We start from the raw sequence: 26,249 nt of genomic DNA, 5'->3' as shown, positions 1-26,249 counted from the left end.
CTACCCTGGACCGCATGGACTACGTTTCCGCGCTCCTGCCCCCCGTGGTGATGGCCGCGTTCTTCATCGCTCTGGTCACGACGATCGTCAAGACGCAGGGCGGCTCCCACAAGGCCAAGGAGGACGCGGCCGTGGACGCCGCGCTCGCCCGGGCGGAGAGCACCCGCCAGGCAGGCCGGCCGACCCCCGGCGACGCCTGACCGGTCCCTTGCCTCACGAGGGCGTACGGCTCATTTCGAGTCGTACGCCCTTTTCGCTGCGCAAATAACCAGCCATTACCGATTTCTCCTACTATGGTGGCGCTGTGCCTCGCCAATTGGGAGAGCTGGAAGACGCCGTCATGACGCGCGTGTGGCAGTGGAACCGTCCGGTCACCGTCAGGGAAGTCCTGGAAGACCTTCAGAAGGAACGGTCCATCGCCTACACGACGGTCATGACCGTAATGGACAATCTCCATCAGAAGGGCTGGGTCCGCAGGGAAGTCGAAGGCCGCGCCTATCGATATACGGCTGTTTCCACCCGTGCCGCCTACTCGGCCGCACTGATGAACGAAGCCTGGTCGACGAGTGACAACCCCGCGGCGGCACTGGTGGCCTTCTTCGGCATGATGTCGGCGGAGCAGCGCGAGGCGCTGGAGGACGCGATGCGCGTCGTACAGCGCACCGATCCGGTAGAAGCCCCTGCAGCCCCTGCAGCCGCCGAACCCGCGGCGCCCGCCGAGGGCGGCGCACCCGCAGAGGGTGACGAGAGCCCCGGGGGTCCGGGGCGATAGCGTCGACGTATGCCGTCAGAGCGAAAAGCCATCACCGTCCGGCGTGCGAGGACCAGTGATGTGCCGTCCGTGCGCAGTCTCGTCGACACCTACGCGCAGAAGCGGATCCTGCTCGACAAAGCGAACGTGACGCTTTACGAGGACATCCAGGAGTTCTGGGTCGCCGAACGCGACGAGGACGCCGCCGTGGTCGGCTGCGGCGCGCTGCACGTGATGTGGGAAGACCTCGCCGAAGTGCGCACTCTCGCCGTCGATCCCGCGTTCAAGGGCGCCGGAGTGGGGCACCAGGTGCTGGACAAGCTGCTCCAGACCGCGCGCTGGCTGGGAGTCCGCAAGGTTTTCTGCCTCACCTTCGAAGTCGAGTTCTTCTTGAAGCACGGCTTCGTCGAGATCGGAGAGGCTCCGGTCGACGGAGATGTCTACAGCGAGCTGCTGCGTTCCTATGACGAGGGCGTGGCGGAGTTCCTGGGTCTCGAACGGGTGAAGCCGAACACCTTGGGCAACAGTCGGATGCTTCTGCACCTGTGATCGTCAGAAGCCGACGGAGCCCTATGTCCGAAACGCGCACGTTTCCCGTCTTCTCGCGGTACTGAACCTCCACCAGGGGTTTGTGTTTTCCAGAGAAAAGCGGTTTCCTTTCCGCGTACTGCATTTTCGATGAAAGGAAATCCGGTGGCACAGAAGGTTCAGGTCCTTCTTGTCGATGACCTCGACGGCGGCGAGGCGGACGAGACCGTGACGTTCGCTCTGGATGGCAAGACCTACGAGATCGACCTCACCACCGCGAACGCGGACAAGCTCCGCGGTCTGCTCGACCCGTACACCAAGAGCGGCCGGCGCACCGGTGGCCGTGCGGCTTCCGGTCGCGGCAAGACGCGCGCCGCGACGGGCGGCAACCAGAACACCGCCGAGATCCGTAAGTGGGCCAAGGCGAACGGCTACAACGTGAATGACCGCGGCCGCGTCCCGGCCGACATCCGTGAGGCCTACGAGAAGGCCAACGGCTGAGCATTCGCGTGAGCGGAATTCGTACGCGACAACCGGGCCCGGTGGCATTCCGTCGCCGCCGTGCCCACAAGACGTACGAGATCGGGTGTTTCCCCACGACACCCGAGTCCGGCGATGACCGGAAGTGTCGGTTCCACCTCGTGCCGCGGCTCGGGGGGCCGCAGCCATACGGCGGCCCCCTGCGCGCAGGCCCGGCCCGGCGGTGAGGGCGCGGTCATCCGCCCGCCCGCTCCCAGCGCCCGCAGGTCGAGGGCCACGCCGCCCCACTCCAGCCAGTCGAGCAGTCCGGGGAGCTCCTCGGCGCTCCCCGCGGCCACCAGCAGCCGCATCCGCCGTCCCATGAGCGCGACGGGACCCGTGAGCCCCGCGTGACGCCGCAGTACAGCGAAACCCGCGTCCGCGGGAAGCTCCAGCACGTCGAAGCGCAGGCCGGTCAGCAGCCGCACCGTGCGGCCGTCGGCGCTCGCCGCGGTGGCCCAGCCGAGCTCGTTCTCGTACCAGCGCGCGACACCGTCGGGCGTCAGGGGCTGCGACGGCGGCGGCTGTGACGGCGGCGTGCGCGGGAACGGGACCGTGGGCGTCATGTCCGGACCAACTCCTGAACGGCTCCGGGGTTACGCTCGGTGGCCCAACGGTTGCGGTGCGTTGATCTCGCGGGGGCGTGCAGGGGCATTCGGCGGCGCAAGGATGTTCGCCCGTAGCTGAGGGAACCGGCGCGCGCCGCATGGAGTGTCAGTGCCCACGGGTAAGACATTCCTAGTGGGAAGGGTCGACACGCCTGCTGAACCGTCTCACGTTCGCCATGGGCGTAGTGGATGAACGGGTATCTGTTTGGCCTGCGGGAACATCGTCTCCCACCATCAGGTTGGAGCAGGTGTCGGCTGTTCGGCAGCTCGATTCCCCGCGGATGCGGGGGTGATCCGGACGGATGTCGGCAGTTGGAATGAGCTGTCCCGTCCTGCGGGACTAGCATGCGGAAGGACTGGGAGGGGACCGACCCCTCACTGACCGACCGCTCTGAGGAGCGATTAACGATGTTCGAGAGGTTCACCGACCGCGCGCGGCGGGTTGTCGTCCTGGCTCAGGAAGAAGCCCGGATGCTCAACCACAACTACATCGGCACCGAGCACATCCTCCTGGGCCTTATCCACGAGGGTGAGGGTGTCGCCGCTAAGGCCCTGGAGAGCCTCGGGATTTCGCTCGAGGCGGTCCGCCAGCAGGTGGAGGAGATCATCGGTCAGGGCCAGCAGGCCCCGTCCGGTCACATTCCCTTCACCCCCCGTGCCAAGAAGGTCCTGGAGCTTTCGCTCCGCGAGGCCCTCCAGCTCGGCCACAACTACATCGGTACGGAGCACATCCTGCTCGGCCTGATCCGCGAGGGCGAGGGCGTCGCCGCCCAGGTCCTCGTGAAGCTGGGCGCCGACCTGAACCGGGTGCGCCAGCAGGTCATCCAGCTGCTCTCCGGTTACCAGGGCAAGGAGACCGCCGCCGCCGGCGGTCCGGCCGAGGGCACGCCCTCGACCTCCCTCGTGCTGGACCAGTTCGGCCGCAACCTGACGCAGGCCGCCCGCGAATCCAAGCTCGACCCGGTCATCGGGCGCGAGAAGGAGATCGAGCGGGTCATGCAGGTGCTGTCCCGCCGTACCAAGAACAACCCGGTCCTCATCGGCGAGCCCGGCGTCGGAAAGACGGCGGTCGTCGAGGGCCTGGCGCAGGCCATCGTCAAGGGCGAGGTGCCCGAGACCCTCAAGGACAAGCACCTCTACACCCTCGACCTCGGCGCGCTCGTCGCCGGTTCCCGCTACCGCGGTGACTTCGAGGAGCGCCTGAAGAAGGTCCTCAAGGAGATCCGCACCCGCGGCGACATCATCCTGTTCATCGACGAGCTCCACACCCTGGTGGGTGCGGGCGCCGCCGAGGGCGCGATCGACGCGGCTTCGATCCTGAAGCCGATGCTCGCCCGCGGTGAGCTCCAGACCATCGGCGCCACGACGCTCGACGAGTACCGCAAGCACCTCGAGAAGGACGCGGCCCTCGAGCGCCGCTTCCAGCCGATCCAGGTGGCGGAGCCTTCCCTCCCCCACACGATCGAGATCCTCAAGGGCCTGCGCGACCGTTACGAGGCGCACCACCGCGTGTCCATCACGGACTCGGCGCTGGTCGCTGCGGCCACCCTGGCCGACCGCTACATCTCGGACCGCTTCCTGCCGGACAAGGCGATCGACCTGATCGACGAGGCCGGTTCCCGGATGCGCATCCGCCGGATGACCGCACCGCCGGACCTCCGTGAGTTCGACGAGAAGATCGCCGGTGTCCGCAGGGACAAGGAGTCCGCGATCGACTCGCAGGACTTCGAGAAGGCGGCTTCCCTGCGCGACAAGGAGAAGCAGCTCCTCGCGGCCAAGGCCAAGCGCGAGAAGGAGTGGAAGGCCGGCGACATGGACGTCGTCGCCGAGGTGGACGAGGAACTGATCGCGGAGGTCCTGGCCACGGCCACGGGCATCCCGGTCTTCAAGCTCACCGAGGAGGAGTCCTCCCGCCTGCTGCGCATGGAGGACGAGCTCCACAAGCGCGTCATCGGCCAGAAGGACGCCATCAAGGCCCTCTCGCAGGCGATCCGCCGTACGCGAGCCGGTCTGAAGGACCCGAAGCGCCCCGGTGGCTCGTTCATCTTCGCCGGTCCGTCCGGTGTCGGTAAGACCGAGCTTTCCAAGACGCTCGCCGAATTCCTCTTCGGCGACGAGGACGCACTGATCTCCCTCGACATGTCGGAGTTCAGCGAGAAGCACACGGTTTCCCGTCTCTTCGGTTCTCCCCCCGGTTACGTGGGATACGAAGAGGGCGGACAGCTCACCGAGAAGGTGCGCCGCAAGCCGTTCTCCGTCGTTCTCTTCGACGAGGTCGAGAAGGCCCACCCCGATATCTTCAATTCCCTGCTCCAGATTCTGGAAGACGGTCGCCTGACCGACTCCCAGGGCCGGGTCGTGGACTTCAAGAACACGGTCATCATCATGACGACCAACCTCGGGACCCGGGACATCTCCAAGGGCTTCAACCTGGGCTTCGCCGCCCAGGGGGACGTCAAGACCGGTTACGAGCGGATGAAGAACAAGGTCAACGAAGAGCTGAAGCAGCACTTCCGTCCCGAGTTCCTCAACCGTGTCGACGACACGGTCGTCTTCCACCAGCTCACCGAGGAAGACATCATCCAGATCGTCGACCTCATGCTGGCCAAGGTGGACGAGCGCCTGAAGGACCGCGACATGGGCATCGAGCTGAGCTCGGAAGCCAAGTCGCTGCTCGCGAAGAAGGGCTACGACCCGGTCATGGGCGCCCGGCCGCTGCGCCGGACGATCCAGCGGGAGATCGAGGACATCCTGTCCGAGAAGATCCTCTTCGGCGAGCTGCGTCCCGGCCACATCGTGGTCGTCGACGTGGAGGGCGAGGGTGAAGCGAAGAAGTTCACCTTCCGCGGCGAGGAGAAGTCGGCTCTGCCCGACGTCCCCCCGATCGAGCAGGCCACGGGCGGCAGCGCCGGCCCGAACCTGTCGAAGGACGCGTGACCGCGCTCTGAGCGCCTGAAGGGGTGGCCCCGGAACGAGAGTTCCGGGGCCACCCCTTTTTTGGCGTTTTTGGCGTTCCGCTCAGCAGAGGGCGGGCTTGCGCCAGGAGCATTCGAGGGACGCGTCGGCGGCCCCGACGGCGGGGGGAGCGACAGCCCGGGGGGCGGTCGGGCGCACGAGGACGGTGCGGTCGGTGGTCGAGGAGGCGAGGGTGGTCACGATGGCGTCCTCGATGGACTTCACCGACGCCGCCAGGTGGTTGTTGAGGACGATGCTGAAGACGAGCTCGCGGCCGCCCGCGTCCGTGACGTACCCGGAGAGGCCGGACGCGCCGGTCAGGGTGCCCGTCTTGGCCCGGGCGTTCAGGGCGGCGGGGGTCTTGCACATGCGCGAACGCAGCGTGCCGCCGGTCGCGCGGTCCGGGGCGCAGGCGACGGGGAGGGACGCGTACCAGTCGGCGTACCAGGGCGCGGTGCGCACGGCGAGGAGCAGCTCGGTGAGCTGGGCGGTGGGGATGTTGTTCATGCGGGAGAGGCCGGAGCCGTCGACCTGACGGAGGGCGGCCGTGTTCACGCCTTCCTTCTTCAGGTACGCGGAGATGCCCGCGAGGCCGGCGCTCCAGGTGCCGCGGCCGGTCGTCTCGTAGCCGATGGCCTTGGTGAGGGCCTCGGCGTGCATGTTGTTGGACAGCTTCATGAAGGGGCGCACCATCTCCCTCAGCGGCATGGAGGTGTGCGACGCGAGCGGCTCGGCGTTCGCGGGGGTGGCGCGGCCGAGGCGGGTGGGGCCGCTGACGCGTACGCCGTGGGCTTTCAGCGCGTCGGCGAAGACGGCGGCGGCGTAACCGGTCGGCTCCCAGACGCTGACCCACTCCTTGGCCGGGTCGGCGCCGACGGGGATGTCACCGCTGACCACAATCGTGTTCGAGCCGTGCTCGCGCTCGACGGTGAGGGTGTCGGGCCGGCCCGCGGGGACGGTGGTGGCGCGGACGTCGAGGTCGACGTAGTCGGTGCGCGGGGTGAGGCGCATCTCGGGTTCGGCTCCCGGTTCGGCGCCGGGGGCCGCCTCGACGATGACGGAGCCGGCGTCGTAGTCGGTGTCCGGTGCGACGGTGAGCGCGGAGATCTGTGCGGAGTAGTACGAGGATTCGTCGTCGGCGGCCCAGGAGCGGCCGAGGCGCTGGGTGTCGAAGCGGGTGTCGTCGGCGACGAGGCGGCCGGTGACGCGCTTGATGCCGGAGGCGGCCACCTCGGCGGCGAGTGCGTCGTAGTCCGCGGCGAGGGTGGTGGGGTCCCCGGAGCCGCGGAGGTAGAGATCGCCGCGCAGCACGGAGCCGTGGCGGACGCCGGTGGCCAGGGCGTCCGTACGGAAGCGGTGGTCGGGCCCGAGGACGGCCATGGCGGCGGCGGAGGTGGGCAGCTTGGTGTTGGAGGCCGGCATGAGCCGGTCGCCGCTGTCGCGCTGGTAGAGCGTTCTGCCGGTCGCGGCGTCGGCGACGACGACGCTCGCGGCGCCGCCGTCGAGGCGGGCGTCGGTGAGGATGGTGTCGATGGCGCCCTTGAGGCCGGTGTCGGAAGGCCCGGCGACGGTGGCGCCGGACGAGCCCCAGGCCAGCGCACCGGCGAGCACGACGGCCAGGGTCCATGCGCGGGTGCGGGCGCGCGGGCGGGTGCGGACGGCTGTGGGGGAGGGGGAGCGGAACGCGGGGATCGTGCGGCGCGGGGCGCGGATCACGGGTCTACTCATGGCTCAGGAGCATCCCGGACGGGCGTGGCGGGGGGAAGGAGGCGCGTGCCGGGCGTGGTGGGCACAGCGGGGCGCGCGCCGGGCGCGGTCAGTCGGCGCTGACGTCGTCGAGGCCGGTCACCTCCACGGCGGGGCCGAGCGAGTCCAGGCCCCGGAGCCGTCCGTCCCTGTCCCCGAACGGGAAGGCGATGCGCCGCAGGCCGGGCAGCGCGGCCAGCGGCGACACGTCGATCTCCTTCTCCAGCGAGGCGACGGTCAGCGTACGGAGCCCGCGAAAGGACCGCACGACGCTGTCCAGGCCACTCTGGACGACGGCCCCCCGCAGAACGAGCTGCTGGACCGCCGGCGCCGCGAACGAGGACGGCGCCGACTCCAGGTACCGGGCGTACAGGTGCAGGAGCCGCAGGTCCTTCAGGCGGGCCAGCTCCTCCCAGTCCGCCGCGCCGTACGGGCCGCCAAACTGTCCCAGCGTCAGTACCTGGAGCCGCTGGAGTCCGCCGAGTCCGCGCAGGCCGTCGGCCGGCGGGCCGTCGGGCTGCAGGCTGAGGTCGACCAGGGACGCGGTGGCCGGCAGCCCGGCCACCGGGGGGAGGCCGGCGCCGCCGAGCCGCAGGGTGTGCAGCCGGCTCAGCGACGACAGGACGCCGACGTCAGCGTGGGGGACCTCGTCGAGGTACACGGTGTGCAGACCCGTCCCCGCCAGCGCCGACAGGTCCGTGAGAGCCGGACAGTCGGAGATGTCCAGGTGGCCGAGGTCCTTCTGCCCCCGGAGGAACTCCAGGGAGGTGAGCCGGTCGTTCTCCCGGATTCTGACGCTGTCCAGTCCGGTGGTGCGCGCGTACGCGACGAGTCCGTCCGGCGCGAGGTCGCCCCTGGCTTCGAGCCAGGGCCGGCCGCCGAGCCGGGTCAGAGCGGCCAGTTGCGCGTCGGAGGCGACCGTGAAGTACAGCTGGCGCGGGTCGAGGTGCGCGATGACCTCGTCGGCGTACTGGTCCGTGTCGAACCGGTACCAGCTCCAGACGAGTTGCGTACGGACCGCCTTCGCGCTCTGCTCGCGGAACCGGGCCAGGAACGGGATCGCGGCGTCCGAACCGACGTGGGAGGCGGCGGTGACGACGAGCGCCGCCGCGTCGCCGTCCACGGCCTGCGGCCCCGGCAGCAGGTCGAGGATGACCGGTCCGGCGGCGGCGAGTTCGCGTGCCGCCCCGGCGTCGGCAGGGGGGATCAGCGCCGCCGCGCGGCTCTCGACCTGCCGGCGTACGGCGGGGGCGAGTTCGGCGGCGTGTTCCAGGCAGGCCGCCGCCAGGAGATGGACGCGCGTCCGGGCGGCGGGGTCCGCGTGCCGGTCGCCGTACGCGAGGAGGTCGGTGAAGAACTCCGCCCGCTCCCGTGGGCGCGCGTGCGCCACGGACATGCGGATGACGTCCTCCCACTGGTCGTCCGCCGCGTGCCCGACGAGCACGCCGAAGTCGCCCTCGTCGACGGCGGCCCGTGCGCCGAGGAAGTCCTGGAAGGTGCGGTGGACGAAGTCGACCGTCCCGGGGGCGGGTTGCCGCAGCAGGCCGCTGCGGTGCAGGAAGTGGTCGAAGACCGCCTTCGCGTCGCCGAGCGCCGCCATCTCCGGGACGGCGGGCAGGCTGTCGGCGATGACGCTCTCGGCCCGCGAACGGTCCATCTCCGTACGGCCGTTGCGGATGAGCCAGTAGGCGAGGCGCTGGAGGAGCTGGACCTGCGGCTCCTCCCGCAGCTCCGGCACGCCCATGTCACGCTCGCGGTCCCTGCGTACGAGCAGCATCGACAGCGCCGCCGTGTAGAGGTCCTTGCGGCCCAGCGGCAGGAAGCCGCGGCGGTCGCGGTGCAGGGCGCAGATCAGGCCGCACATCAGGGGGTTGGTGGCGAGGCGGCCCAGGTCGGGTTTGGCGCGTACGGCCGCGAGGAGCTGGGTCCGGTACGACAGCAGGTCGGCGTCGTCCTCGTCCGAGCCCGTACGGGCCGCCGCGTGCCAGCGCTCGATGAACGCGGTGACGTCCGCCGGGCTCATCGAGGACAGCGTCAGCTCGGTGAAGTCCTCCTCGGCGAGCCAGTCCTCCCGTACCGCCGAGGGCCGGGACGTGACCAGCCAGCGGTTGCCCGGACAGGCGTCGATCAGGTCGCTCAGCCAGGCACGGGTGCGGGCCCGCTCGCTGTCCGGGATCTCGTCGATGCCGTCGACGAGGACCAGGGCGCGCCCGGCCCGCAGTACGCGGGACTCCCAGCCCGCGGGCTGCTCGCCCGCGAGCGGGGAGCCGACGGCGGCCAGGAAGTCCTTGGGGGCGGGGAGGCGCTCGCCGTGGCGGGTCAGGGTGCGCAGGGGGAGTACGAAGGGGACGCGGTCGCGGAGGTAGGCCATCCGGTCGTCCAGGTCCGGGCGGGCGGCCGAGACCGCGAGCCACTGGACGAGCGTGGTCTTGCCCGAGCCGGCCTCGCCGCGCAGCAGGACGCGCTCGTGGCCGGCGAGGGCCTGGTCGGCGGGGCGGGGGGTGACGGCGGTGGGAGGCAGCAGGCCGGAGGGGTCCTGCGGGGGGCGCGTGTCCCGGGCGGGTCCGTGGCCGAGCCGGGCCGCCACGAAACCCGCGTGCTCCCGGTAGCGGTCGGCGGACTCCCGGACCAGCCGGTGCAGATCGTCGTCGGAGAGCGGCCCGTGCCCGGCGCCGGGCACGGTACGCGCGGTCGCCTCCAGGCTCAGATAGGCAGCGTCCAGCGGCCACTTGCCCGGTGAGTTGCTGAGGTCGATGCCGAAGATCGTGAGTTTGCCGTGCTTCTTCGCCACGTACGCGAGATAGCGCTGTTCGAACGCCACGTCCTGCGCGCCCGGCAGCGGATGCCGGGCGATGAGCTCGTCCACCTTGGCGACCAGTTCCCCCTGGCGGCGGCTCTGCGTGACGAGGGTCGCCGCGACGAAGGCCGAGCGCTGGGTGAAGAAGTGCAGGATGTGGAGACAGGTGGCGTCGAGCAGGCGCTCGTAGAAGTAGGTCGCGTCGGCCGACAGGTGGCGCTCGGGGCGGTCGCTCTCCCGGCGCAGCCGGCGGGCCAGGGCGCTGTGGCCGAGCTCCACGGCCTCCACGTCGCTCAGCGTGAGGTCGCCGAGGGCGTACAGGGTGCTGGTCAGCGCGTCGGTGACGGCCTGCTCCTCGTCGGCGGGCAGGGGCCGCTCGCCCGTGCGCAGGGCCTGGCGGACCAGCTCGGCGGAGAGGTTGCGCAGGTCGGCGCGGGTGAGGGTGCGCTTCTCGCCCCGGAAGGACACGTACCCGGCCAGGCGGACCGGTCTGTCGACCAGGCCCGCCCCCGGTCCCTCCGTGACGAAGAGGCTTTTGACCAGCGGTCCGACCACGCTCGATGCGAGTCGCGTACCGATTGCTGCGGCATCCACGCGCCGTCCCCCCGGGGCCTGTGCAGTCCAGTGGATCAGCGTATCGGGGGGTCCGGCGGTGACAAGGCGCACAGGCGTTTTGGGGTCTACGAAGGCCGTTAGTGGCCTCCGGGCCCGTGCGGCGGGGGACTTTCGGGCCAAGGGGGACGGGACCTTCGGGCGGTGCGGGGCAGCGATGGGCGAGCCCGCGCGGGTGGCCGGATTCGGCCCCTCTGGCATGGGCTTAAACCGGTCAAAGTGAGCCTATTTCGATACTTCGGAGAGGTCTGGCAGATAGCGTCAAGAGTCGAATAGTTGATGCCTCTCATACGGCTCTTGGTAGTAGATGGGCCGTTTTGGGAGTGGCGGGAGCACGGGTTACCAATGTGAAGCCAGCCCGGCGGACTGCCGGGTTCACTCACCCCGGAGGTTCCCCCCGTATGACGAAGTTCGACATGTTCTCCCGCGCCCGCACCTCGTCCGTCCGCACCCGCCGCAACGCCGTCGTGGCCGCCGGGCTCGGCGCGTCGATGATGCTCGGCACGGCAGGCGTGGCGTTCGCCGCCGAGGGGACCGCCGCCTCGGCGGTCGAGAAGCAGGCCCAGGTGCAGGCGAAGGCCGCCGACAGCGCGAAGAAGGCAGCCGCCGACGCCAAGAAGGCAGCCGACGTGAAGAAGGCCGCGGCCAAGGCCAAGGCGGCGGCCGCGAAGAAGGCGAAGGCCAAGAAGGCCAGCGCCTGGGAGAAGCCCGTCAAGCGCTACTCGCTCAGCGCCACGTACGGCAAGGGCGGCGGCATGTGGGCCAGCAAGCACTCCGGCCAGGACTTCGCGGTACCGGTCGGCACCCCGGTCGACGCCGTGCACGGCGGCACCGTCGTCAAGGCAGGCCCCAACGGCGGCGGAGACGGGCCGGCGTACGGCAACGCGATCGTGATCAAGCACGCCAACGGCACGTACTCGCAGTACGCGCACCTGTCCAAGATCCAGGTGAACCTCGGCGAGACGGTCAAGACCGGCGAGCGCATCGCCCTCTCCGGCAACACCGGAAACTCCAGCGGCCCGCACCTGCACTTCGAGATCCGTACGACGCCGAACTACGGCACCGCGATCAACCCGGTCTCGTTCCTGCGTGCCGAGGGCGTCAGCGTCTGATCCCCGTCACCGCGTGACCCCCGGAGCCTGGCCGTGCGCCTGGCTCACCAGATCGATGGCGACCTCGAGAGCGGCCTTGCGCTTCTCCTCGGGGTCGCCTTCGGCGTCCCTGAGCACGAACATCCCCGCGTGCATCGTGAAGAGCGCGCTGACGCAGCGGACCTGGTCGGTCAGCACGGCGTCCGGGTCCTTCACCAGCTCCAGGAGTACGAACATCCGCTCCTTGAACGTCTCGCCGATGCTCAGGTCGCGCATCGTCGCCTGGTTCTCGTGCATGAAGCGGAAGAGGGGAGCGGCGGCGGCGAGGGCCTGGCTGTAGCGGACCAGGATCTCCTTCTTCGTCTCCAGGGTCCGCGGCTGCTCCTGCCCCCAGGCGATCAGCTCGTCCATGGGCCGGGTGAGGTCCTGGAAGAGGCTGACGATGATGTCTTCCTTGGTCTTGAAGTGGTAGTAGAGCGCCGCCTTCGTGACGTCGAGCCGCTCGGCGATCTCGCGCAGCGAGGTCTTCTCGTAGCCCTGCTCGGCGAACAGCTCCATGGCGACGTCCTGAATGCGCTGACGAGTGTTGCCTCTGGACACGCTGCTCTCCCAAGAAAACTTACTTGACGCCCGGCTAGTCAGGGGTCTACCTTCCCCGAGTGTAGTCAGCTTGCCGGGCGGCAAGTAAGTGACCGGGGACGGGGATCATGGGCGCGACGAAGCGGCAGGCCAGGGCGAAGCAGCGGGAAGAGAAGAAACAGGCGGCGGCGGCTCAGCCGCGCAGTGTGCGCGTCGTGCTCCTCGCGCTCATGATCGCGATGCTCCTCGCCATGCTCGACAACATGATCATCGGCACCGCCATGCCGACCATCGTGGGCGAGCTCGGCGGCCTGGCGCACCTGTCCTGGGTGGTCACGGCGTACACCCTGGCCACGGCCGCCTCCACGCCGATCTGGGGCAAGCTCGGAGACCTGTACGGACGCAAGGGCGTATTCCTCACCGCCATCGTCGTCTTCCTCCTCGGCTCGGTCCTCAGCGGAATGGCCCAGGACATGGGCCAGCTGATCGGGTTCCGGGCCGTGCAGGGACTGGGCGCGGGCGGTCTGATGGTCGGCGTCATGGCGATCATCGGCGACCTCATCCCGCCGCGCGAGCGCGGCAAGTACCAGGGCATGATGGCCGGCGTGATGGCGCTCGCCATGATCGGCGGGCCGCTGGTCGGCGGCACCATCACCGACCACCTGGGCTGGCGCTGGAGCTTCTACATCAACCTGCCGCTCGGCGCGGTCGCGCTGGCGATGGTCACCGCCGTACTGCACCTGCCCAAGAAGGAGCGGTCGAAGGCACGGATCGACTACCTCGGCGCGGGGCTGCTGACCGTCGGCATCACGGCGATCGTGCTGGTCACGACGTGGGGCGGTACGGAGTACGCCTGGTCCTCGGCCGTCATCATGGAACTCGTCGCGCTCGGTGTCGCCGCACTCGTCGGCTTCCTCTTCGTCGAGGCACGGGCCGCCGAGCCGATCATGCCGCTGCACATCTTCCGCAACCGCAACTTCACGCTCATGTCGGTGATCGGCTTCCTGACCGGCTTCGTGATGTTCGGCGCGGTGCTCTTCCTTCCGCTGTTCCAGCAGTCCGTCCAGGGCGCTTCGGCGACGAACTCCGGCCTGCTCCTGCTGCCGATGCTGCTGTCCATGATGGTCGTCTCGCTGATCTCGGGCCGGATGACCACCAACACGGGCAAGTACAAGATCTTCCCGATCATCGGCGGCGGGCTGATGGTCGCCGGCCTGCTGCTGCTCGCGCAGATGGACACCGGGACCTCGCGGCTGACCTCGGGCCTCTACATGGCCGTGCTCGGCGCCGGCATGGGCTTCCTGATGCAGATCACGATGCTCGTGGCGCAGAACAGCGTCGAGATGAAGGACATGGGCGTCGCGTCCTCCTCGACGACCCTCTTCCGTACGCTCGGCAGCTCCTTCGGCGTCTCGGTCATGGGCGCCCTGTTCACCAGCCGGGTGCAGGACGCCATGGCCGAGCGGGGCGGGGGCGCCGCCACCCAGCAGTCGGCGCAGCTTGACGCGGCAAGCCTGGCGAAGCTGCCGGAGAACGTGCGGGAGGCGTACCAGTTCGCGGTGGCCTCCGGTACGCAGGCGGCGTTCCTGCTCGGCGGGATCATCGCGGTCGCCGGGTTCGTGGCCGCCTTCTTCGTCAAGGAGGTGCCGCTGCGGGGCGCGGGGCCGGACCCGTCACCGCCCGACGCGGAGCCCGGCGGTGACGGGTCCCGCGAGAGCGCCGTCACCGCCGGACGGGGCGGACGCGGGTGACGCGCGCCGCCTGAGCCGAGCCGGTCCCATCGGTACGGAAACGCGCCGCGGCCCCCGGCGGAATGCCGGGGGCCGCGGCGCGTTCGGTGCCGTCCTCGCCGTGCCCCGCGGTACGGCCCGTACACCCGTCCCGCCGCTAGCGTCGCGGCTCGGCGTCCGGCAGCCGCACCGCCGGGAAGCTGCCCGTCGCCGTCGGCGCGTGCTCCGGCAGCCACAGCACCGCGATGGCGCCGCCCTCCTGGTGCGCGTTGCGGAACGTCAGCCGCGCGCCGAGGACGCGCGCCTGGCCGGCCGCGATGGTCAGGCCCAGGCCGTGCCCGTGCCCGGCGCGGTCGGTGCTGCCCGTACGGAACCGGCTCGGCCCCTCCCTGAGCAGCGCCTCGGGAAACCCGGGCCCGTGGTCCCTCACCCGTACGACCCGCCCCTCGACGGTGACCTCGAAGGGGGCCCGGCCGTGCTTCGCGGCGTTGCCGAGGAGGTTGCCGAGGATGCGCTCCAGCCGCCGCGGGTCGGTGTTCACCCACGACTCGTGCACCACGCGGACCTCCGCGTCCGGGTGGAGGAGCGCCACCCGGCGGCCGACGAACTCGCCCAGCGCGATCTCCTGGAGCTCGGCCCGCTCGGCCGCGCTGTCGAGCCGCGCCACCTCCAGCACGTCCTCGACGAGCGTGCGCATCGCCTGCGCCCTGTCCCGTACGAGCTCGGACGGGCGGCCCGGCGGCAACAGCTCGGCCGCCGTGAGCAGGCCGGTCACCGGAGTGCGCAGCTCGTGGGCGATGTCCGCCGTGACGCGCCGTTCCGCCTCCAGCCGTTCCTGGAGCGCGTCGGTCATGGCGTCGACGGCGCGGGCCAGCTCGTCCGTCTCGTCGCGCACCACACCGCCGACCGCGTCCCGCACCCGCACCTGCGTGTTGCCCTGCGCGACCTTGCCCGCCGCGGCGGCCGCCTTGCGCAGGCGGCGGGAGAGCTGGCCGCCGATCAGGACGCCGAGCGCGCAGCCGCCGAAGACCACCGACACCGAACCGATGACCAGGGCCCGGTCGACCTCGTCCATGATGGCCGCGCTGCGGTCGGTGAAGCGGGTGTGCAGCGACAGCACGTCGCCGTTGCCGAGGGGCGCGGCGGCCCACACGTCGGGCACGCCGCCCGGCCGGTCCGACACGAAGGTGGCCCGGCGGCCGTTCGCCATGCTCGCCTTGAGCTCTTCGGGCAGGGCCGGGTCGTTGAGCTTGGTGCCGAACCGGGGTTCGCGCGACGACTCGTACCACCGCTGGGCGAACTGCAGACGCTCGATCTGCACGTCGCGCGCGTTGTCCAGCATCGAGACGCGGGCGGCGTTGTGCACGACGAGGCTGAGCGCGACGGCGATGAGCGCGCCGACGGCGGCGATGGCGATGCTGATCTTCCAGCGGACGCCGGTGCGCAGGGCTAGACGCATGGCGCGGGGGCCCCGTTCTGTGTCCGGACCCGGCTGTGGGCGCCGCGTGCGCGGGCAGGGACGCGGGCGCGGACGCGCGGGAGCGTCATGCCTTCAACTTGTAGCCGAAGCCCCGGACCGTCTCGATCCGGTCCTGGCCGATCTTGGTGCGCAGCCGCTGCACATGGACGTCCACGACCCGGGTGTCGCCGCCCCACCCGTAGTCCCAGACCCGCTCCAGCAGCTTGTCGCGCGACAGCACCGTGCCCGGCGCGGACGAGAACTCCAGCAGCAGCCGCATCTCCGTCGGCGTCAGACCGACCGGCTCGCCGCCCCTGCGGACCTCCATGCCCTCGGTGTCGACCTCCAGGTCGCCGAAGACGAGCAGCCCGCCGTCCGGCGAGCCCCCGTCGTCGTACGACCCGCCCGCCGGCCCGCCCGCGTGCCCGAAGCGGCGCAGCACCGCCCGGATGCGGGCCACGAGCACCGCACCGTCGAACGGCTTCGTCACGTAGTCGTCGGCCCCCGCCTCCAGGCCCAGGACGACGTCGATCGAGTCGGCGCGCGCCGACAGCATGATCACCGGTACCGTCGACTCGTCCCGGATGCGCCGGCACAGGCTCACCCCGTCCAGGCCCGGCACCATCACGTCCAGCAGCGCGATGTCCGGCTGGTCCCTGCGGAACGCCTCGAGACCGGACAGCCCGTCCGGCATGGCGGTGACAACGAAGCCGTCGCGCTCCAGCGCGAGCTGGGTCGCCTCGCGAATGACGTCGTCGTCCTCCACGAACAGGACATGGGTCTCGGCCATCTCCGCTGCCTTCTGCTCTCTTCGGCCCGGTCTCGGGTCTCGGGCTGCTCAGTTCTCCGTCGGAACGCTCGCGCCGGGCTCGGACGCGTCCACGTCGCCGTCCCCGCCCACCGCGCGGCTGAAGTCGTTGTGCACCTGGTCGCGCACGACGAACCCGGCCCCCGTCCAGCGGTACGTGATCACTTCTTCGCCGGACGGGTACGCCATCGGATCGTCCTTGCGGTACACCGGCTTGGTCAGCACCAGGTCGCCGCGGTCGATCTCCGCGTAGACCGCGGGAGCCTCGGCCGCGAACACATTCTGGTACGTGTCCCCCTTCTCGCGGTACACGTACGTGCCGACGCCCACAGCGTCCCCACACGTCATCACATTCACCACGACGTCGTTGGCGGGCCCGCCGGTCAGCTTGCCGTACGACGTGTCGACCGGGTACTCGTCCCTCACGCACGGCTTCAGGTCCCGCTTCACCGTCTCGCTGACCTCGGGGTCGCGGCGCAGCAGCGCCACCGGGTCCACCCGCTTCGCGCCGGGCGGAGCCAACTCGCCCACCGAGGGAGTGGCCCGGGCCACCGGGTCCGTACGCGCCGGACCCGCGTCGCGCGCGCCCGTCCCCCCGGCGTTGCACGCCACCACGAACAGGCAGAAGGCGGCGACGCCGGCCACCGCCGTGCCACCCGCCGCCACGGTGAACCTGCCGCCCCTGCCTAGGCCGCCGCGCAACGCTCCATCCCCCGTTCGTCACCCTGCTCCGCACGCTCCAGGGCGTGTGCGTCCAGCGCGCGGCTCTCCAGCTCCTGCCGGAGCCGGGCCAGCGCCCGGTGCAGCGTGCTCTTGACCGTACCCGCCGACATGCCGAGCGCCGCGGCCGTCTCCTCGGTGCTCATCTGCTCCCAGTGTCGCAGGACGACCACGCTGCGCTGCTTGGGCGCCAGTACGCCGAGGACGTCCATCAGCAGGGCGCGGTCCGCGCGCTGTTCCGTGCCGTCCTCGACGCTCGCGTCGGGCAGTTGCTCGGTCGGCACCTCTTCGAGCTTGCGGGCCCGCCACCACTCGGTCCGCGTGTTGATCATGACCCGGCGCAGATAGGCGTCGGCGAGCGACTTGTCCGCTATGCCGTCCCAGCGGCCGTACGTGCGCACCAGCGCGGTCTGGAGAAGGTCCTGGGCGTCCACCGGGTCGGGGACCAGACGCCTGGCGCTCCGCAGCAGGGCGTCCTGCCGAGTGCGTACGTACTCTTCGAATTCGAGCACCTCGCCGTGCGCCATGTCTGAACCGCCTCCGTCCCACTGCCAAACAGACCCCGTGACCTGCTTGCTTACGGCGATGACGCTACGGAGGCGTTGTCACGGCACTGTGCGGTCCAGCCCTCGGCGGACGCACGGCTGTCCATCGGTTGTGTAACGGTGGTGTGCTCAGCTCGTGGGCAGCCGGTAGACGCCGTTCTCCAGCGGCTCCACGAGCCCGTCGGCCACCAGCCCGTCGAGCGCCCGCGCGCGCTGCACCGGCTCGTGCCACACCGCGTCGAGCACGCTCTGCGGAACCGGTTCGTCCGCCTCCCGGAGCACGGCGAGGAGCTTGCCGCGCACCTGGCGGTCCGTACCGGCGTACGTCTGACCGCGCCGCGGCGGCCCCACGTGGGCCGGCTTGCCCGCCAGCCGCCACGCGCACTGCTCCGAGACCGGGCAGGCCCCGCAGTCCGGGCTCTTCGCGGTGCACACGAGCGCGCCGAGTTCCATCGAGGCGGCGGCCCAGCGGGCCGCCGTCGCCCGCTGCTCGGGCAGGAGCGAGCGCGCGAGCCTGCGTTCGGCGGCGGTGGTGGCGTTCGGCGGGTACTGCACGCCGGTGACCGTACGGGCGAACACGCGGCGGACGTTGGTGTCGAGGACCGGGTGCCGCTGCCCGTACGCGAAGGAGGCGACGGCCGCGGCCGTGTACTCGCCGATCCCGGGCAGCGCCAGGAGCTGGGCGTGGTCGCTCGGCACCTCGCCGCTGTGCCGGTCCCGTATGGCCACGGCGGCCCCGTGCAGCCGCAGCGCGCGGCGCGGATAGCCGAGCCGGCCCCAGGCGCGGACCGCCTCGCCGGGGGCGTCGGCGGCCAGGTCGGCGGGGCGGGGCCAGCGCTCCATCCACTGCTCGTACACCGGGAGCACGCGGCTCACGGGGGTCTGCTGGAGCATGAACTCGCTGACCATCACGCCCCAGGCGCCCGCCTCGGGGCGGCGCCAGGGCAGGTCGCGCGCGTTCGCGTCGAACCACGCGATGACGGGGGTGTGGAGGGCGGTGGCGGTGTTCGGGTGGGTTTCGCTTGTCGCAGTCATGGCACCACCGATCCTGACACGTTTCGTGCCGTACCCCGACGAAGGGCAGCGGTGATCGCGGCGTCCCGGAATGATGATCGTGAAAAGTTGGGGAACGGGCGGCGGGTGGGGCGGGAGTTGGCCGTGATCTCTCGTACAGTTTGCGCCGTGGGATCTATGCGCAATCCAGTCGGGCCGCTTCCCTCCTCCATCTACTGGCGCCGGAGGGCAGTCGCGCTGTCCCTGGTGGTGCTGATCGCACTGGTGATCCTATGGGTCGTCATGTCCGCGGGAGGCGAGGACGCGAAGAACGACGGCGCCCGCGGCGGCGCCACTCCCGCCCCTTCCACGATCACCCCCGGACCGGACTCCTCGGGCCCCGCGATCAGCGAGGACCCGGGCGGCCGTGACGACGCGGGCGGTACGGGCGCCGACAACGGCGGCAGCGGTGACGGCGGCGGCGACGGCGGCGGCGACGGTGGCGGCGGGGAGGACGGCGGTTCCGGCGCGGACGCGGGCAGCGGCGGTGACGGCGCGGCCGACGCCGGCGCGGGCGACGGCTCCGGCTCGGGCTCCGGTTCCGGTGCGTCCGGCGGTTCCGGGGCGGGCGGCGGCAGCGCGCTCGGCGGCGGCGGTGGCGGCGGTCAGCGCGTACCGGCTAACTCCACCCTCCCCAACTGCAACGCGGCCACGGTGGAGTTGTCCCTGCGCAGCGTGAAGAACGAGTACGAGGCGGGCGAGAAGCCCACGTTCGAGCTGATCGCGGAGAACACCTCGGGCGCCGCCTGCAAGATGGACTTCGGCCCGAAGGCCGCCGTGCTGACGATCACCGACGACGACAACAAGACGGTCTGGTCCTCCAAGGACTGCCCCGAGGGACCCGGCAACCTGCTGCTCCGCGTCCCCGCGCACAGCACCGTCACGCACACCGTCGACTGGGACCTGAGGAAGAGCGCGCCGCGCTGCGCGACGCCGTCCGCCGCCACGGTCGACGACGGGACCTATCTGCTGGAGCTGCCGGGCGCCAAGTCCCCGGCGACGTTCACCCTCAAGAAGGACTGACAGCGGCGGTACGCCCCGCCCGGGGCGTACCGCGACACGGCGCCCGCCGCGACAGCCGCGAGGGCGGCCGGATCAGACGTAGCGTTCCAGGATCGACGACTCGGCCAGGCGGGAAAGACCCTCACGGACCGAGCGCGCCCGCGCCTCTCCGACCCCGTCGACCGTCTGCAGGTCGTCGACGCTCGCGGCCAGCAGCTTCTGCAGGCCGCCGAAGTGCTCGACGAGCCGCTCGATGATCGCGCCCGGCAGCCGCGGCACCTTGGCCAGCAGCCGGTAGCCGCGCGGCGAGACCGCCGCGTCCAGCGTCTCCGGCGAACCGCTGTACCCCAACGCCCGTGCTACCACGGGCAGTTCCAGCAGCTCGGAGTGCGGCAGCGCGTCCAGCTCGGTCAGCGCCTCGTCGACCGTGCGCGAACGCTTCGCCGTCGGCTCCGGCACGTAGTCCCGCACGACCAGCTCGCGCTCCGGCTCCACGCCCGCGATCAACTCGTCGAGCTGGAGGGAGAGCAGACGCCCGTCGGTGCCCAGCTCCACCACGTACTCGGCGATCTCGGTGGCGATGCGCCGCACCATCTCGAGGCGCTGCGCCACCGCCGTCACGTCGCGGACCGTCACCAGGTCCTCGATCTCCAGGGCGGACAGCGTGCCCGCGACCTCGTCGAGGCGGAGCTTGTAGCGCTCCAGGGTGGCCAGCGCCTGGTTCGCGCGCGACAGGATCGTCGCCGACTCCTCCAGGACGCGGCGCTCCCCGTCGACGTACAGCGCGATCAGGCGCATGGACTGGGAGACGGAGACCACGGGGAAGTTGCACTGCTTCGACACGCGGTCCGCCGTGCGGTGGCGGGTGCCGGTCTCCTCGGTGGGGATCGACGCGTCCGGCACGAGCTGGACGCCGGCCCGCAGGATCTTGGTGATGTCCTTGTCGAGGATCAGCGCGCCGTCCAGCTTGCACAGCTCACGGAGTCTGGTCGCGGTGAACTCCACGTCCAGGACGAATCCGCCGGTACACATGGATTCGACGGTTTTGTCCATACCGAGGACGATCAGGCCGCCGGTGTTGCCGCGGAGGATGCGCTCCAGGCCGTCACGCAGCCCCTTGCCGGGCGCGACGGCGCTCAGCGAGGCGCGCATCAGCGCTTCGGTGCCCGAGCCTCCGCCGGACTTCCCGGATGCTGCTGCCCGGTCGTTGGCTGCCACTGCACTCCTCCGGTCACACGGTTGCGGTGCCCTTGGGGCACTGAACTTCGCCTCGCGTACTCGTACGGGTGGGCGAGACCAGGGCAAAGTCTACCGGCGCTGTTCCTCGCCTTGTGGGGCCTGTGCGCGAGTGCGACGGGGAAGGACCCTGAGGGCGTCTCCCATGTCGGCCACCTCGGTGACCTTCATGCCGGCCGGGACCTTCCCCGGATCGGCCGGGACCAGCGCGTGCGTGAACCCCAGACGGTGCGCCTCGGCGAGCCGGCGCTGTACGCCGGTGACCCTTCTGACCTCGCCCGCGAGGCCCACCTCACCGATCGCGACGAGGTTCTTCGGCAGCGGGGTGTCGCTGGCGGCGCTGGCCAGCGCGAGGGCGACGGCGAGGTCGGCGGCGGGCTCGGTGAGCTTCACGCCGCCCACCGTCGCGCTGTAGATGTCGCGCTTGCCGAGGGCGGTGATGCGCCCGCGCTGCTCCAGCACGGCGAGCATCATCGACACCCGGGAGGTCTCCAGACCCGAGGTGGTGCGCCGGGGGGAGGGGATCTGCGAGTCCACCGTCAGCGCCTGCACCTCGGCGACCAGCGGCCTGCGGCCTTCGAGCGTGACGGTCAGGCACGTCCCCGGCACGGCCTCGGCGCGCCGGGTCAGGAACAGCCCCGACGGGTCGGCGAGGCCCGTGATCCCCTCGTCGTGCAGCTCGAAGCAGCCGACCTCGTCGGTCGCGCCGTAACGGTTCTTGACCCCGCGCACGAGCCGCAGCCGCGCGTGCCGGTCGCCCTCGAAGGACAGCACGACGTCGACGAGGTGTTCAAGGAGGCGCGGACCGGCGATCGCCCCGTCCTTGGTGACGTGACCGACCAGGAGCGTCGACATCGCGCGCTCCTTCGACGCCCGGATGAGCGCGCCCGCGACCTCCCGCACCTGGGCCATGCCGCCCGGCGCGCCGTCGATCTCGGGCGAGGCGACCGTCTGGACGGAGTCGAGGACCAGGAGCGACGGCTTGACCGCGTCGAGGTGGCCGAGCACGGCGGACAGGTCGGTCTCGGCGGTGAGGTACAGATGATCGTTGAGCGCGCCGATCCGGTCGGCGCGCAGACGCACCTGACTGGCGGACTCCTCGGCCGTGACGTACAGCGTGCGGTGGTCCTCGCTCGCCGCCTTCGCCGCCACGTCCAGCAGCAGCGTCGACTTCCCGACGCCGGGCTCGCCCGCGAGCAGCACGACGGCGCCGGGCACCAGGCCGCCGCCCAGGACGCGGTCCAGCTCGTCGACGCCGGTGGAGCGGGCGGTGGCGGTGCGGCCGTCGACCTGCCCGATGGGGAGCGCCGCGTTGCTCACCCGGCCGGCGGCCGTCGTCCGTACGGCGGGCGCGCCGGTTTCCTCGATCGTCCCCCAGGCCTGGCACTCGGGGCAGCGGCCGAGCCATTTGGCGGTCGTCCATCCGCACTCGGCGCAGCGGTAGGACGGCCGGTCCTTGGCGGATGAACGAGATGTACGGGCAGCCATGGTGGTGACCGTACAGGTCGCCTCTGACAGCCCGTCTCCGTTCGTGCACTGCGGCCGGAATCCCGCATTCCTGTCCCCTTTTGAGGGATGTGTTCACCCGTACGGGTTAAAACTGCTCAAGGGGTACGAAGGGGCCTGCCTCCTTTGCCTACGGTCGCCGGGTGACAAGCAGCAGGCTGGAGCCCCCTACGCACACCACCGGCGCACACCGGGCGCAGAACCGTGCGCCCCGGCCGACGCTCGCGCAGGCCCCGCCGGCACGGTACGAGCCGTACCTCGACGGCCTGTTCACGTACTGCCTGTCGGTGCTCTGCGACCACGACGCGGCGACGGCGGTCCTCGGCGACGTACTGGCCGTCGCGGAGCGCCACTACGGCCGGTCCCCGTCCCGCGAGCCGGAGCGCAAGGCGTGGCTGTACGCGCTGGCGCGGTGGGCCTGCCGCCGCCGCGTCGCCGAGCAGAAGCGCCGGCGGCAGGGAGCGCACGGCGGCCACAGCGCCCACGCCGCCCCCGGCCCGGCGAGCGGTCCGGCCGTACCGGAGGAGACCGCCGTACGCCGGCAGCGCGAGCTGGCGCTCCTGGCCTGGCCCGAGGCGGCCGGCACCACCCCCGAGCAGCGCGAGGCGCTGGAGCTGGCGGTACGTCACGGGCTCGGCCCGCGCGAGGTGGCGGCCGTCCTCGGCATGGACTACCCGGCCGCCCGCGAACTGCTGGCCGCCGCGGCGTGCGAGGTGGAGCGGACCCGCGCGGCGCTGGCCGTCGTGGAGAGCGGCAGCTGCCCGATCGTCGCCCGGCTGACCGGGGACGACCAGGTGCTGCTCGGCGCCGCCCTGCGCCACGAGCTCGTACGGCACGTCGACGACTGCCCGCGCTGCCGGCGCTCCGCCGAGCGGGCCGGGGCCGGCGGGCCCTGGCCCGGCACCGTCGCGGCGACGCCCGCCGCGCTGCCGGTGGTCGAGGCGCCGCGCGCGGCGGCGTACGCGGCGATGTCGAACGTCCCGAGGGCGCGGGTCGCCGGCCCCCGCTTCGACCGCGACGGATTCCCGCTCGACCCCAAGGACCACGCGGCGCGGCGCGACCGGCTGCGGACCAGGGCGGTCACGACGACGGTTGTGGCGACCGTCGTCGCAGCCCCCGTGTTCGCGCTCTGGGCGGCGTACCGGGGCGCCCCTCTCACCGGCGAGAGCCACGGCGGCGCGTCGGTCACGGCGAGCGAGGCGGACGAGGCCGACGGGCTCGACGGCGGCCCGTACGGCGGTCCGGGCAGCGCGGGCGGCCCCGCGTACGAGAACACGGGCAACGCCCGCACGACTCCCGACCCCGACTTCACGGCGGGCGGCCGGACCCCCGACGTGTCCGTCGAGGTCGTCAGCGGCGGTACGTCGATGCCGGGCGTGCCGGGGGAGGCCGGGGCGGGGCGGCTGACGGTGGAGGCGCGGTCCGCGGGCAGCACGACGGTCGTCACCCTGACCGCGCGCGGCGACTCGCCGGTGTCCTGGTCGGCATGGACGAACGCGCCGTGGCTCTACCTCAGCGAGACGTCCGGCACGCTCGCGCCCGGCAGGTCGCTCACGCTGTACGTGTCCGTCGACCACGAGCGGGAGCCCGCGGGGCGGTGGCAGGCGCGGATCGGGATCGATCCCACGGGCGCGGTGATCGCGGTGCGCGGCCACGGCCGCACCACACCGCCCCCGACGACGCCGGACCCGCGCCCGTCGACGCCTCCGCCGCCGGACCCGACCCCGCCGCCCACCTCCCCGGACCCGGACCCGACCCCCACGGAGTCGACACCCCCGCCCACCCCGACGGACCCGCACCCGACCGAGTCGACACCCCCACCACCCCCTTCGGACCCACCCCCGCCGGAAACGGCGTCACCACCGCCGTAGCAGCACGCCCGGGCCGGACGGGGCTCCCGCCGGCCAGGGCGAGGGGCTCACTTGGGGAGGGGCTGGACGGAGCCGGGTGCGAGATCCCGAAATCCAGCCCGTCCGGAGTTTGAGGACACGCCCGCAGGGCGTCCGGGGGCTCGCCCCCGGTTTCGGGAAGGGGCGGGTAGGGGAGAGCGCCGCAGGCAACCCGCACCGCAGCGCACCCGCACGGCACCGGCACCCGTACCGCACCGGCATCCTTACGGCACCGCACCCGCACCGCCCGCCCCCCCGCCCCCGTCAGCCAGACCGCCCCGGCAACCGCACAGGATCCGCCGGATGCGGAGCCATCGGCAGCAGCGAAGCCAGCCGCTCCTCGCACAGCGCCACCAGCCGCGCGTACGCCGCCTTCCCCATCAGCTCCGTGAGCTCCGGCCGGTACGTCACATACACCGGCTCCCCGGCCCCGTGCGCCGACGTCGCCGACGTGCACCACCAGTGCAGGTCGTGGCCGCCCGGCCCCCACCCCCGCCGGTCGTACTCACCGATCGAGATCTGCAGGACGCGCGTGTCGTCGGGCCGGTCGATCCAGTCGTACGTACGCCGCACCGGCAGCTGCCAGCACACGTCCGGCTTGGTCTCCAGCGGCTCCCTGCCCTCCTTCAGCGCCAGGATGTGCAGCGAGCACCCCATGCCGCCCGCGAATCCGGGACGGTTCTGGAAGATGCAGGACCCCTCCCAGCGCCGCGTCTGCCGTTCGCCGTCCTCGTCCGTCTGCGTCCAGCCCGACTCCGTACCGACGTCGTGGAACTGCCACACGTCGGGAGTGAGGCGCGCCACGTGCCCGGCGACGCGCTTCTCGTCGTCCTCGTCGGAGAAGTGCGCCCCCAGCGTGCAGCAGCCGTCGTCGGCGCGCCCCGCCTGAATCCCCTGGCAGCCGCTGCCGAAGATGCAGCTCCAGCGTGATGTCAGCCACGTGAGGTCGCAGCGGAAGACCTGCTCGTCGTCGGCGGGATCGGGGAACTCGACCCAGGCGCGGGCGAAGTCCAGCCCGCCCTTCTCGTCCTGGACCGGTACGACCGGAGGGCTCGTCTTCGGTTGCTTCGGCTGCTTCGGCGCTGTGGCTTTGCCCGGCTTCGCCTTTTTCGTCTTCGACACGGGGCCAAGGGTAAGCGCGCCGCCGCAGTAGCGTTCCGCCTATGAGACTCGGAGTCCTCGACGTGGGTTCGAACACGGTTCATCTGCTGGTGGTCGACGCGCACCCCGGCGCCTGCCCCCTGCCCGCCCACTCGCACAAGGCCGAGCTCCGCCTCGCCGAGCTCCTCGACGCGGACGGGGCCATAGGCGCCGACGGTGTGGACCGTCTCGTGGCGACGATCGCCGACGCGCTGCAGGCCGCCGAGGACAAGGGCTGCGAGGACGTCCTGCCGTTCGCGACCTCCGCCGTGCGCGAGGCCACCAACGCCGACGAGGTGCTGGCCCGCGTCAGGGCCGAGACCGGGATCGACCTCCAGGTGCTGAGCGGCGCGGAGGAGGCGCGGCTGACCTTCCTCGCGGCCCGCCGCTGGTACGGCTGGTCGGCCGGGAAGCTCCTGGTCCTCGACATCGGCGGCGGGTCCCTGGAGATCGCGTACGGCATGGACGAGGAACCCGACGCGGCGGTGTCCCTGCCGCTCGGCGCGGGCCGGCTCACCGCCGGCTGGCTGCCGGGTGACCCGCCCGACCAGCAGGACGTGAAGGCCCTACGCCGTCACGTGCGGGCACAGATCGCCCGTACGGTCGGCGAATTCGCCCGCTTCGGCACCCCGGACCACGTCGTGGCGACGTCCAAGACCTTCCGGCAGCTGGCCAGGATCGCGGGCGCGGCCCGCTCCGCCGACGGGCCGTACGTACAGCGTGAGCTGAGTCGCACCTCGCTGGAGGAGTGGGTGCCCAAACTCGCCGCGATGCCGATGTCGCAGCGCGCCGGCCTGCCCGGCGTCTCGGCGGGCCGCGCCGCGCAACTGCTGGCGGGAGCCCTGGTCGCGGAGGGGGCGATGGACCTCTTCGGCGTGGACACCCTGGAAATATGCCCCTGGGCGCTGCGCGAAGGCGTCATCCTGCGCCGCCTGGATCATCTGCCGACCGCCTGACACCCACCGGGTGACGGCC

Annotated in this window: 22 protein-coding genes; 10 read left to right on the top strand and 12 right to left on the bottom strand. The window is 71.5% G+C overall.

Features of this window, described 5'->3' with window-relative positions:
- Nucleotides 1-14: 14 nt before the first annotated feature.
- From AC07FK_RS14975 to AC07FK_RS14960, 4 genes are all read left to right on the top strand, one after another.
- A complete protein-coding gene (locus AC07FK_RS14975; protein ID WP_479105292.1) occupies nucleotides 15-200 on the top strand; it encodes a hypothetical protein in 186 nt (61 codons plus the stop codon).
- A 104-nt stretch (nucleotides 201-304) separates the two neighbouring features.
- Nucleotides 305-772, top strand: a complete 468-nt coding sequence (locus AC07FK_RS14970) for a BlaI/MecI/CopY family transcriptional regulator (protein WP_479105291.1) — start codon at nucleotides 305-307, stop codon at nucleotides 770-772.
- 9 nt (nucleotides 773-781) lie between these two features.
- Nucleotides 782-1,300 carry an amino-acid N-acetyltransferase gene (locus AC07FK_RS14965; protein WP_479105290.1) on the top strand — a complete coding sequence of 173 codons (519 nt, stop codon included), beginning with the start codon at nucleotides 782-784 and terminating at the stop codon, nucleotides 1,298-1,300.
- Between the two features lie 144 nt (nucleotides 1,301-1,444).
- On the top strand, nucleotides 1,445-1,780 hold the full coding sequence (locus AC07FK_RS14960) for a histone-like nucleoid-structuring protein Lsr2 (RefSeq protein WP_138897888.1): 336 nt from the start codon (nucleotides 1,445-1,447) through the stop codon (nucleotides 1,778-1,780).
- On the opposite strand, the gene AC07FK_RS14955 is transcribed toward AC07FK_RS14960, so the two are convergent.
- Nucleotides 1,759-2,364 (bottom strand): SCO3374 family protein, encoded by a 606-nt coding sequence (locus AC07FK_RS14955; RefSeq protein ID WP_479105289.1) that lies wholly within the window; start codon nucleotides 2,362-2,364, stop codon nucleotides 1,759-1,761. The two genes, AC07FK_RS14960 and AC07FK_RS14955, sit on opposite strands and share 22 nt — an antisense overlap.
- A gap of 450 nt (nucleotides 2,365-2,814) precedes the next feature.
- Here AC07FK_RS14955 and AC07FK_RS14950 point away from each other — a divergent pair, with 450 nt between their 5' ends.
- Nucleotides 2,815-5,343, top strand: coding sequence for an ATP-dependent Clp protease ATP-binding subunit (locus tag AC07FK_RS14950; protein WP_479105288.1), 2,529 nt, complete (start codon nucleotides 2,815-2,817; stop codon nucleotides 5,341-5,343).
- Nucleotides 5,344-5,424: 81 nt separating this feature from the next.
- On the opposite strand, the gene dacB is transcribed toward AC07FK_RS14950, so the two are convergent.
- Nucleotides 5,425-7,089, bottom strand: coding sequence for a D-alanyl-D-alanine carboxypeptidase/D-alanyl-D-alanine endopeptidase (gene dacB, locus AC07FK_RS14945; protein ID WP_479105287.1), 1,665 nt, complete (start codon nucleotides 7,087-7,089; stop codon nucleotides 5,425-5,427).
- Nucleotides 7,090-7,177: 88 nt separating this feature from the next.
- A complete protein-coding gene (locus AC07FK_RS14940; RefSeq protein WP_479105286.1) occupies nucleotides 7,178-10,498 on the bottom strand; it encodes an NACHT domain-containing protein in 3,321 nt (1,106 codons plus the stop codon).
- Nucleotides 10,499-10,917: 419 nt separating this feature from the next.
- Between AC07FK_RS14940 and AC07FK_RS14935 the strand changes: the two genes are divergently transcribed.
- Entirely contained in the window at nucleotides 10,918-11,628 is a 711-nt protein-coding gene (locus AC07FK_RS14935; RefSeq protein WP_479105285.1) for a M23 family metallopeptidase, read from the top strand.
- 6 nt (nucleotides 11,629-11,634) lie between these two features.
- On the opposite strand, the gene AC07FK_RS14930 is transcribed toward AC07FK_RS14935, so the two are convergent.
- The gene (locus AC07FK_RS14930; RefSeq protein ID WP_479105467.1) at nucleotides 11,635-12,165 is read right to left on the bottom strand and encodes a TetR/AcrR family transcriptional regulator; all 531 of its coding nucleotides are present in this window, start codon (nucleotides 12,163-12,165) and stop codon (nucleotides 11,635-11,637) included.
- Nucleotides 12,166-12,314: 149 nt separating this feature from the next.
- Here AC07FK_RS14930 and AC07FK_RS14925 point away from each other — a divergent pair, with 149 nt between their 5' ends.
- Entirely contained in the window at nucleotides 12,315-13,937 is a 1,623-nt protein-coding gene (locus AC07FK_RS14925) for an MDR family MFS transporter (RefSeq protein WP_479105284.1), read from the top strand.
- Between the two features lie 136 nt (nucleotides 13,938-14,073).
- On the opposite strand, the gene cseC is transcribed toward AC07FK_RS14925, so the two are convergent.
- The 5 genes from cseC to AC07FK_RS14900 all read right to left on the bottom strand — a co-directional run bounded on the left by cseC (nucleotide 14,074) and on the right by AC07FK_RS14900 (nucleotide 18,483).
- On the bottom strand, nucleotides 14,074-15,375 hold the full coding sequence (gene cseC / locus AC07FK_RS14920) for a two-component system sensor histidine kinase CseC (protein ID WP_479105283.1): 1,302 nt from the start codon (nucleotides 15,373-15,375) through the stop codon (nucleotides 14,074-14,076).
- Between the two features lie 85 nt (nucleotides 15,376-15,460).
- Nucleotides 15,461-16,165: a two-component system response regulator CseB gene (gene cseB, locus AC07FK_RS14915; RefSeq protein WP_479105282.1), complete on the bottom strand. Its 705-nt coding sequence runs from the start codon at nucleotides 16,163-16,165 to the stop codon at nucleotides 15,461-15,463.
- A gap of 48 nt (nucleotides 16,166-16,213) precedes the next feature.
- Complete coding sequence (locus AC07FK_RS14910) at nucleotides 16,214-16,885, bottom strand: hypothetical protein (protein ID WP_479105281.1); 672 nt, start codon at nucleotides 16,883-16,885, stop codon at nucleotides 16,214-16,216.
- Nucleotides 16,870-17,430 carry a SigE family RNA polymerase sigma factor gene (locus tag AC07FK_RS14905; protein ID WP_479105280.1) on the bottom strand — a complete coding sequence of 187 codons (561 nt, stop codon included), beginning with the start codon at nucleotides 17,428-17,430 and terminating at the stop codon, nucleotides 16,870-16,872. Before AC07FK_RS14905 ends, AC07FK_RS14910 begins: the two co-directional genes overlap by 16 nt.
- A gap of 147 nt (nucleotides 17,431-17,577) precedes the next feature.
- The gene (locus AC07FK_RS14900; protein WP_479105279.1) at nucleotides 17,578-18,483 is read right to left on the bottom strand and encodes an HhH-GPD family protein; all 906 of its coding nucleotides are present in this window, start codon (nucleotides 18,481-18,483) and stop codon (nucleotides 17,578-17,580) included.
- A 147-nt stretch (nucleotides 18,484-18,630) separates the two neighbouring features.
- On the opposite strand from AC07FK_RS14900, the gene AC07FK_RS14895 reads away from it, so the two are divergent.
- Nucleotides 18,631-19,524 (top strand): hypothetical protein, encoded by an 894-nt coding sequence (locus AC07FK_RS14895; RefSeq protein ID WP_479105278.1) that lies wholly within the window; start codon nucleotides 18,631-18,633, stop codon nucleotides 19,522-19,524.
- A gap of 72 nt (nucleotides 19,525-19,596) precedes the next feature.
- Here AC07FK_RS14895 and disA read toward each other — a convergent pair whose 3' ends face one another.
- Both disA and radA read right to left on the bottom strand, forming a co-directional pair.
- Entirely contained in the window at nucleotides 19,597-20,721 is a 1,125-nt protein-coding gene (gene disA, locus AC07FK_RS14890; protein ID WP_453407375.1) for a DNA integrity scanning diadenylate cyclase DisA, read from the bottom strand.
- Nucleotides 20,722-20,811: 90 nt separating this feature from the next.
- Nucleotides 20,812-22,227, bottom strand: coding sequence for a DNA repair protein RadA (radA, locus tag AC07FK_RS14885; RefSeq protein ID WP_479105277.1), 1,416 nt, complete (start codon nucleotides 22,225-22,227; stop codon nucleotides 20,812-20,814).
- 161 nt (nucleotides 22,228-22,388) lie between these two features.
- Here radA and AC07FK_RS14880 point away from each other — a divergent pair, with 161 nt between their 5' ends.
- A complete protein-coding gene (locus AC07FK_RS14880; protein ID WP_479105276.1) occupies nucleotides 22,389-24,116 on the top strand; it encodes a BACON domain-containing protein in 1,728 nt (575 codons plus the stop codon).
- A gap of 282 nt (nucleotides 24,117-24,398) precedes the next feature.
- Here the strand turns inward: AC07FK_RS14880 and AC07FK_RS14875 are convergent, their stop codons facing one another.
- Nucleotides 24,399-25,256, bottom strand: a complete 858-nt coding sequence (locus tag AC07FK_RS14875) for a DUF3109 family protein (RefSeq protein ID WP_479105275.1) — start codon at nucleotides 25,254-25,256, stop codon at nucleotides 24,399-24,401.
- Between the two features lie 41 nt (nucleotides 25,257-25,297).
- Here AC07FK_RS14875 and AC07FK_RS14870 point away from each other — a divergent pair, with 41 nt between their 5' ends.
- Nucleotides 25,298-26,230 carry a Ppx/GppA family phosphatase gene (locus tag AC07FK_RS14870; protein ID WP_479105274.1) on the top strand — a complete coding sequence of 311 codons (933 nt, stop codon included), beginning with the start codon at nucleotides 25,298-25,300 and terminating at the stop codon, nucleotides 26,228-26,230.
- Nucleotides 26,231-26,249: the final 19 nt, after the last annotated feature.

The organism is Streptomyces sp. NPDC046122 (genome assembly GCF_056429965.1).
The sequence above is the reverse complement of the archived record's forward strand: the minus strand, read 5'-3'. Positions and strand labels throughout refer to the sequence as shown.

Coding starts and splice junctions, on each gene's coding strand:
- radA (WP_479105277.1), bottom strand. CDS start 22,227: ATGGCTGCCCGTACATCTCGTTCATCCGCCAAGGACCGGCCGTCCTAC.
- AC07FK_RS14905 (WP_479105280.1), bottom strand. CDS start 17,430: ATGGCGCACGGCGAGGTGCTCGAATTCGAAGAGTACGTACGCACTCGG.
- cseB (WP_479105282.1), bottom strand. CDS start 16,165: ATGGCCGAGACCCATGTCCTGTTCGTGGAGGACGACGACGTCATTCGC.
- AC07FK_RS14935 (WP_479105285.1), top strand. CDS start 10,918: ATGACGAAGTTCGACATGTTCTCCCGCGCCCGCACCTCGTCCGTCCGC.
- AC07FK_RS14955 (WP_479105289.1), bottom strand. CDS start 2,364: ATGACGCCCACGGTCCCGTTCCCGCGCACGCCGCCGTCACAGCCGCCG.
- AC07FK_RS14925 (WP_479105284.1), top strand. CDS start 12,315: ATGGGCGCGACGAAGCGGCAGGCCAGGGCGAAGCAGCGGGAAGAGAAG.
- AC07FK_RS14900 (WP_479105279.1), bottom strand. CDS start 18,483: ATGACTGCGACAAGCGAAACCCACCCGAACACCGCCACCGCCCTCCAC.
- AC07FK_RS14965 (WP_479105290.1), top strand. CDS start 782: ATGCCGTCAGAGCGAAAAGCCATCACCGTCCGGCGTGCGAGGACCAGT.
- AC07FK_RS14975 (WP_479105292.1), top strand. CDS start 15: ATGGACTACGTTTCCGCGCTCCTGCCCCCCGTGGTGATGGCCGCGTTC.
- AC07FK_RS14930 (WP_479105467.1), bottom strand. CDS start 12,165: ATGGAGCTGTTCGCCGAGCAGGGCTACGAGAAGACCTCGCTGCGCGAG.
- AC07FK_RS14870 (WP_479105274.1), top strand. CDS start 25,298: ATGAGACTCGGAGTCCTCGACGTGGGTTCGAACACGGTTCATCTGCTG.
- AC07FK_RS14950 (WP_479105288.1), top strand. CDS start 2,815: ATGTTCGAGAGGTTCACCGACCGCGCGCGGCGGGTTGTCGTCCTGGCT.
- dacB (WP_479105287.1), bottom strand. CDS start 7,089: ATGAGTAGACCCGTGATCCGCGCCCCGCGCCGCACGATCCCCGCGTTC.
- cseC (WP_479105283.1), bottom strand. CDS start 15,375: ATGCGTCTAGCCCTGCGCACCGGCGTCCGCTGGAAGATCAGCATCGCC.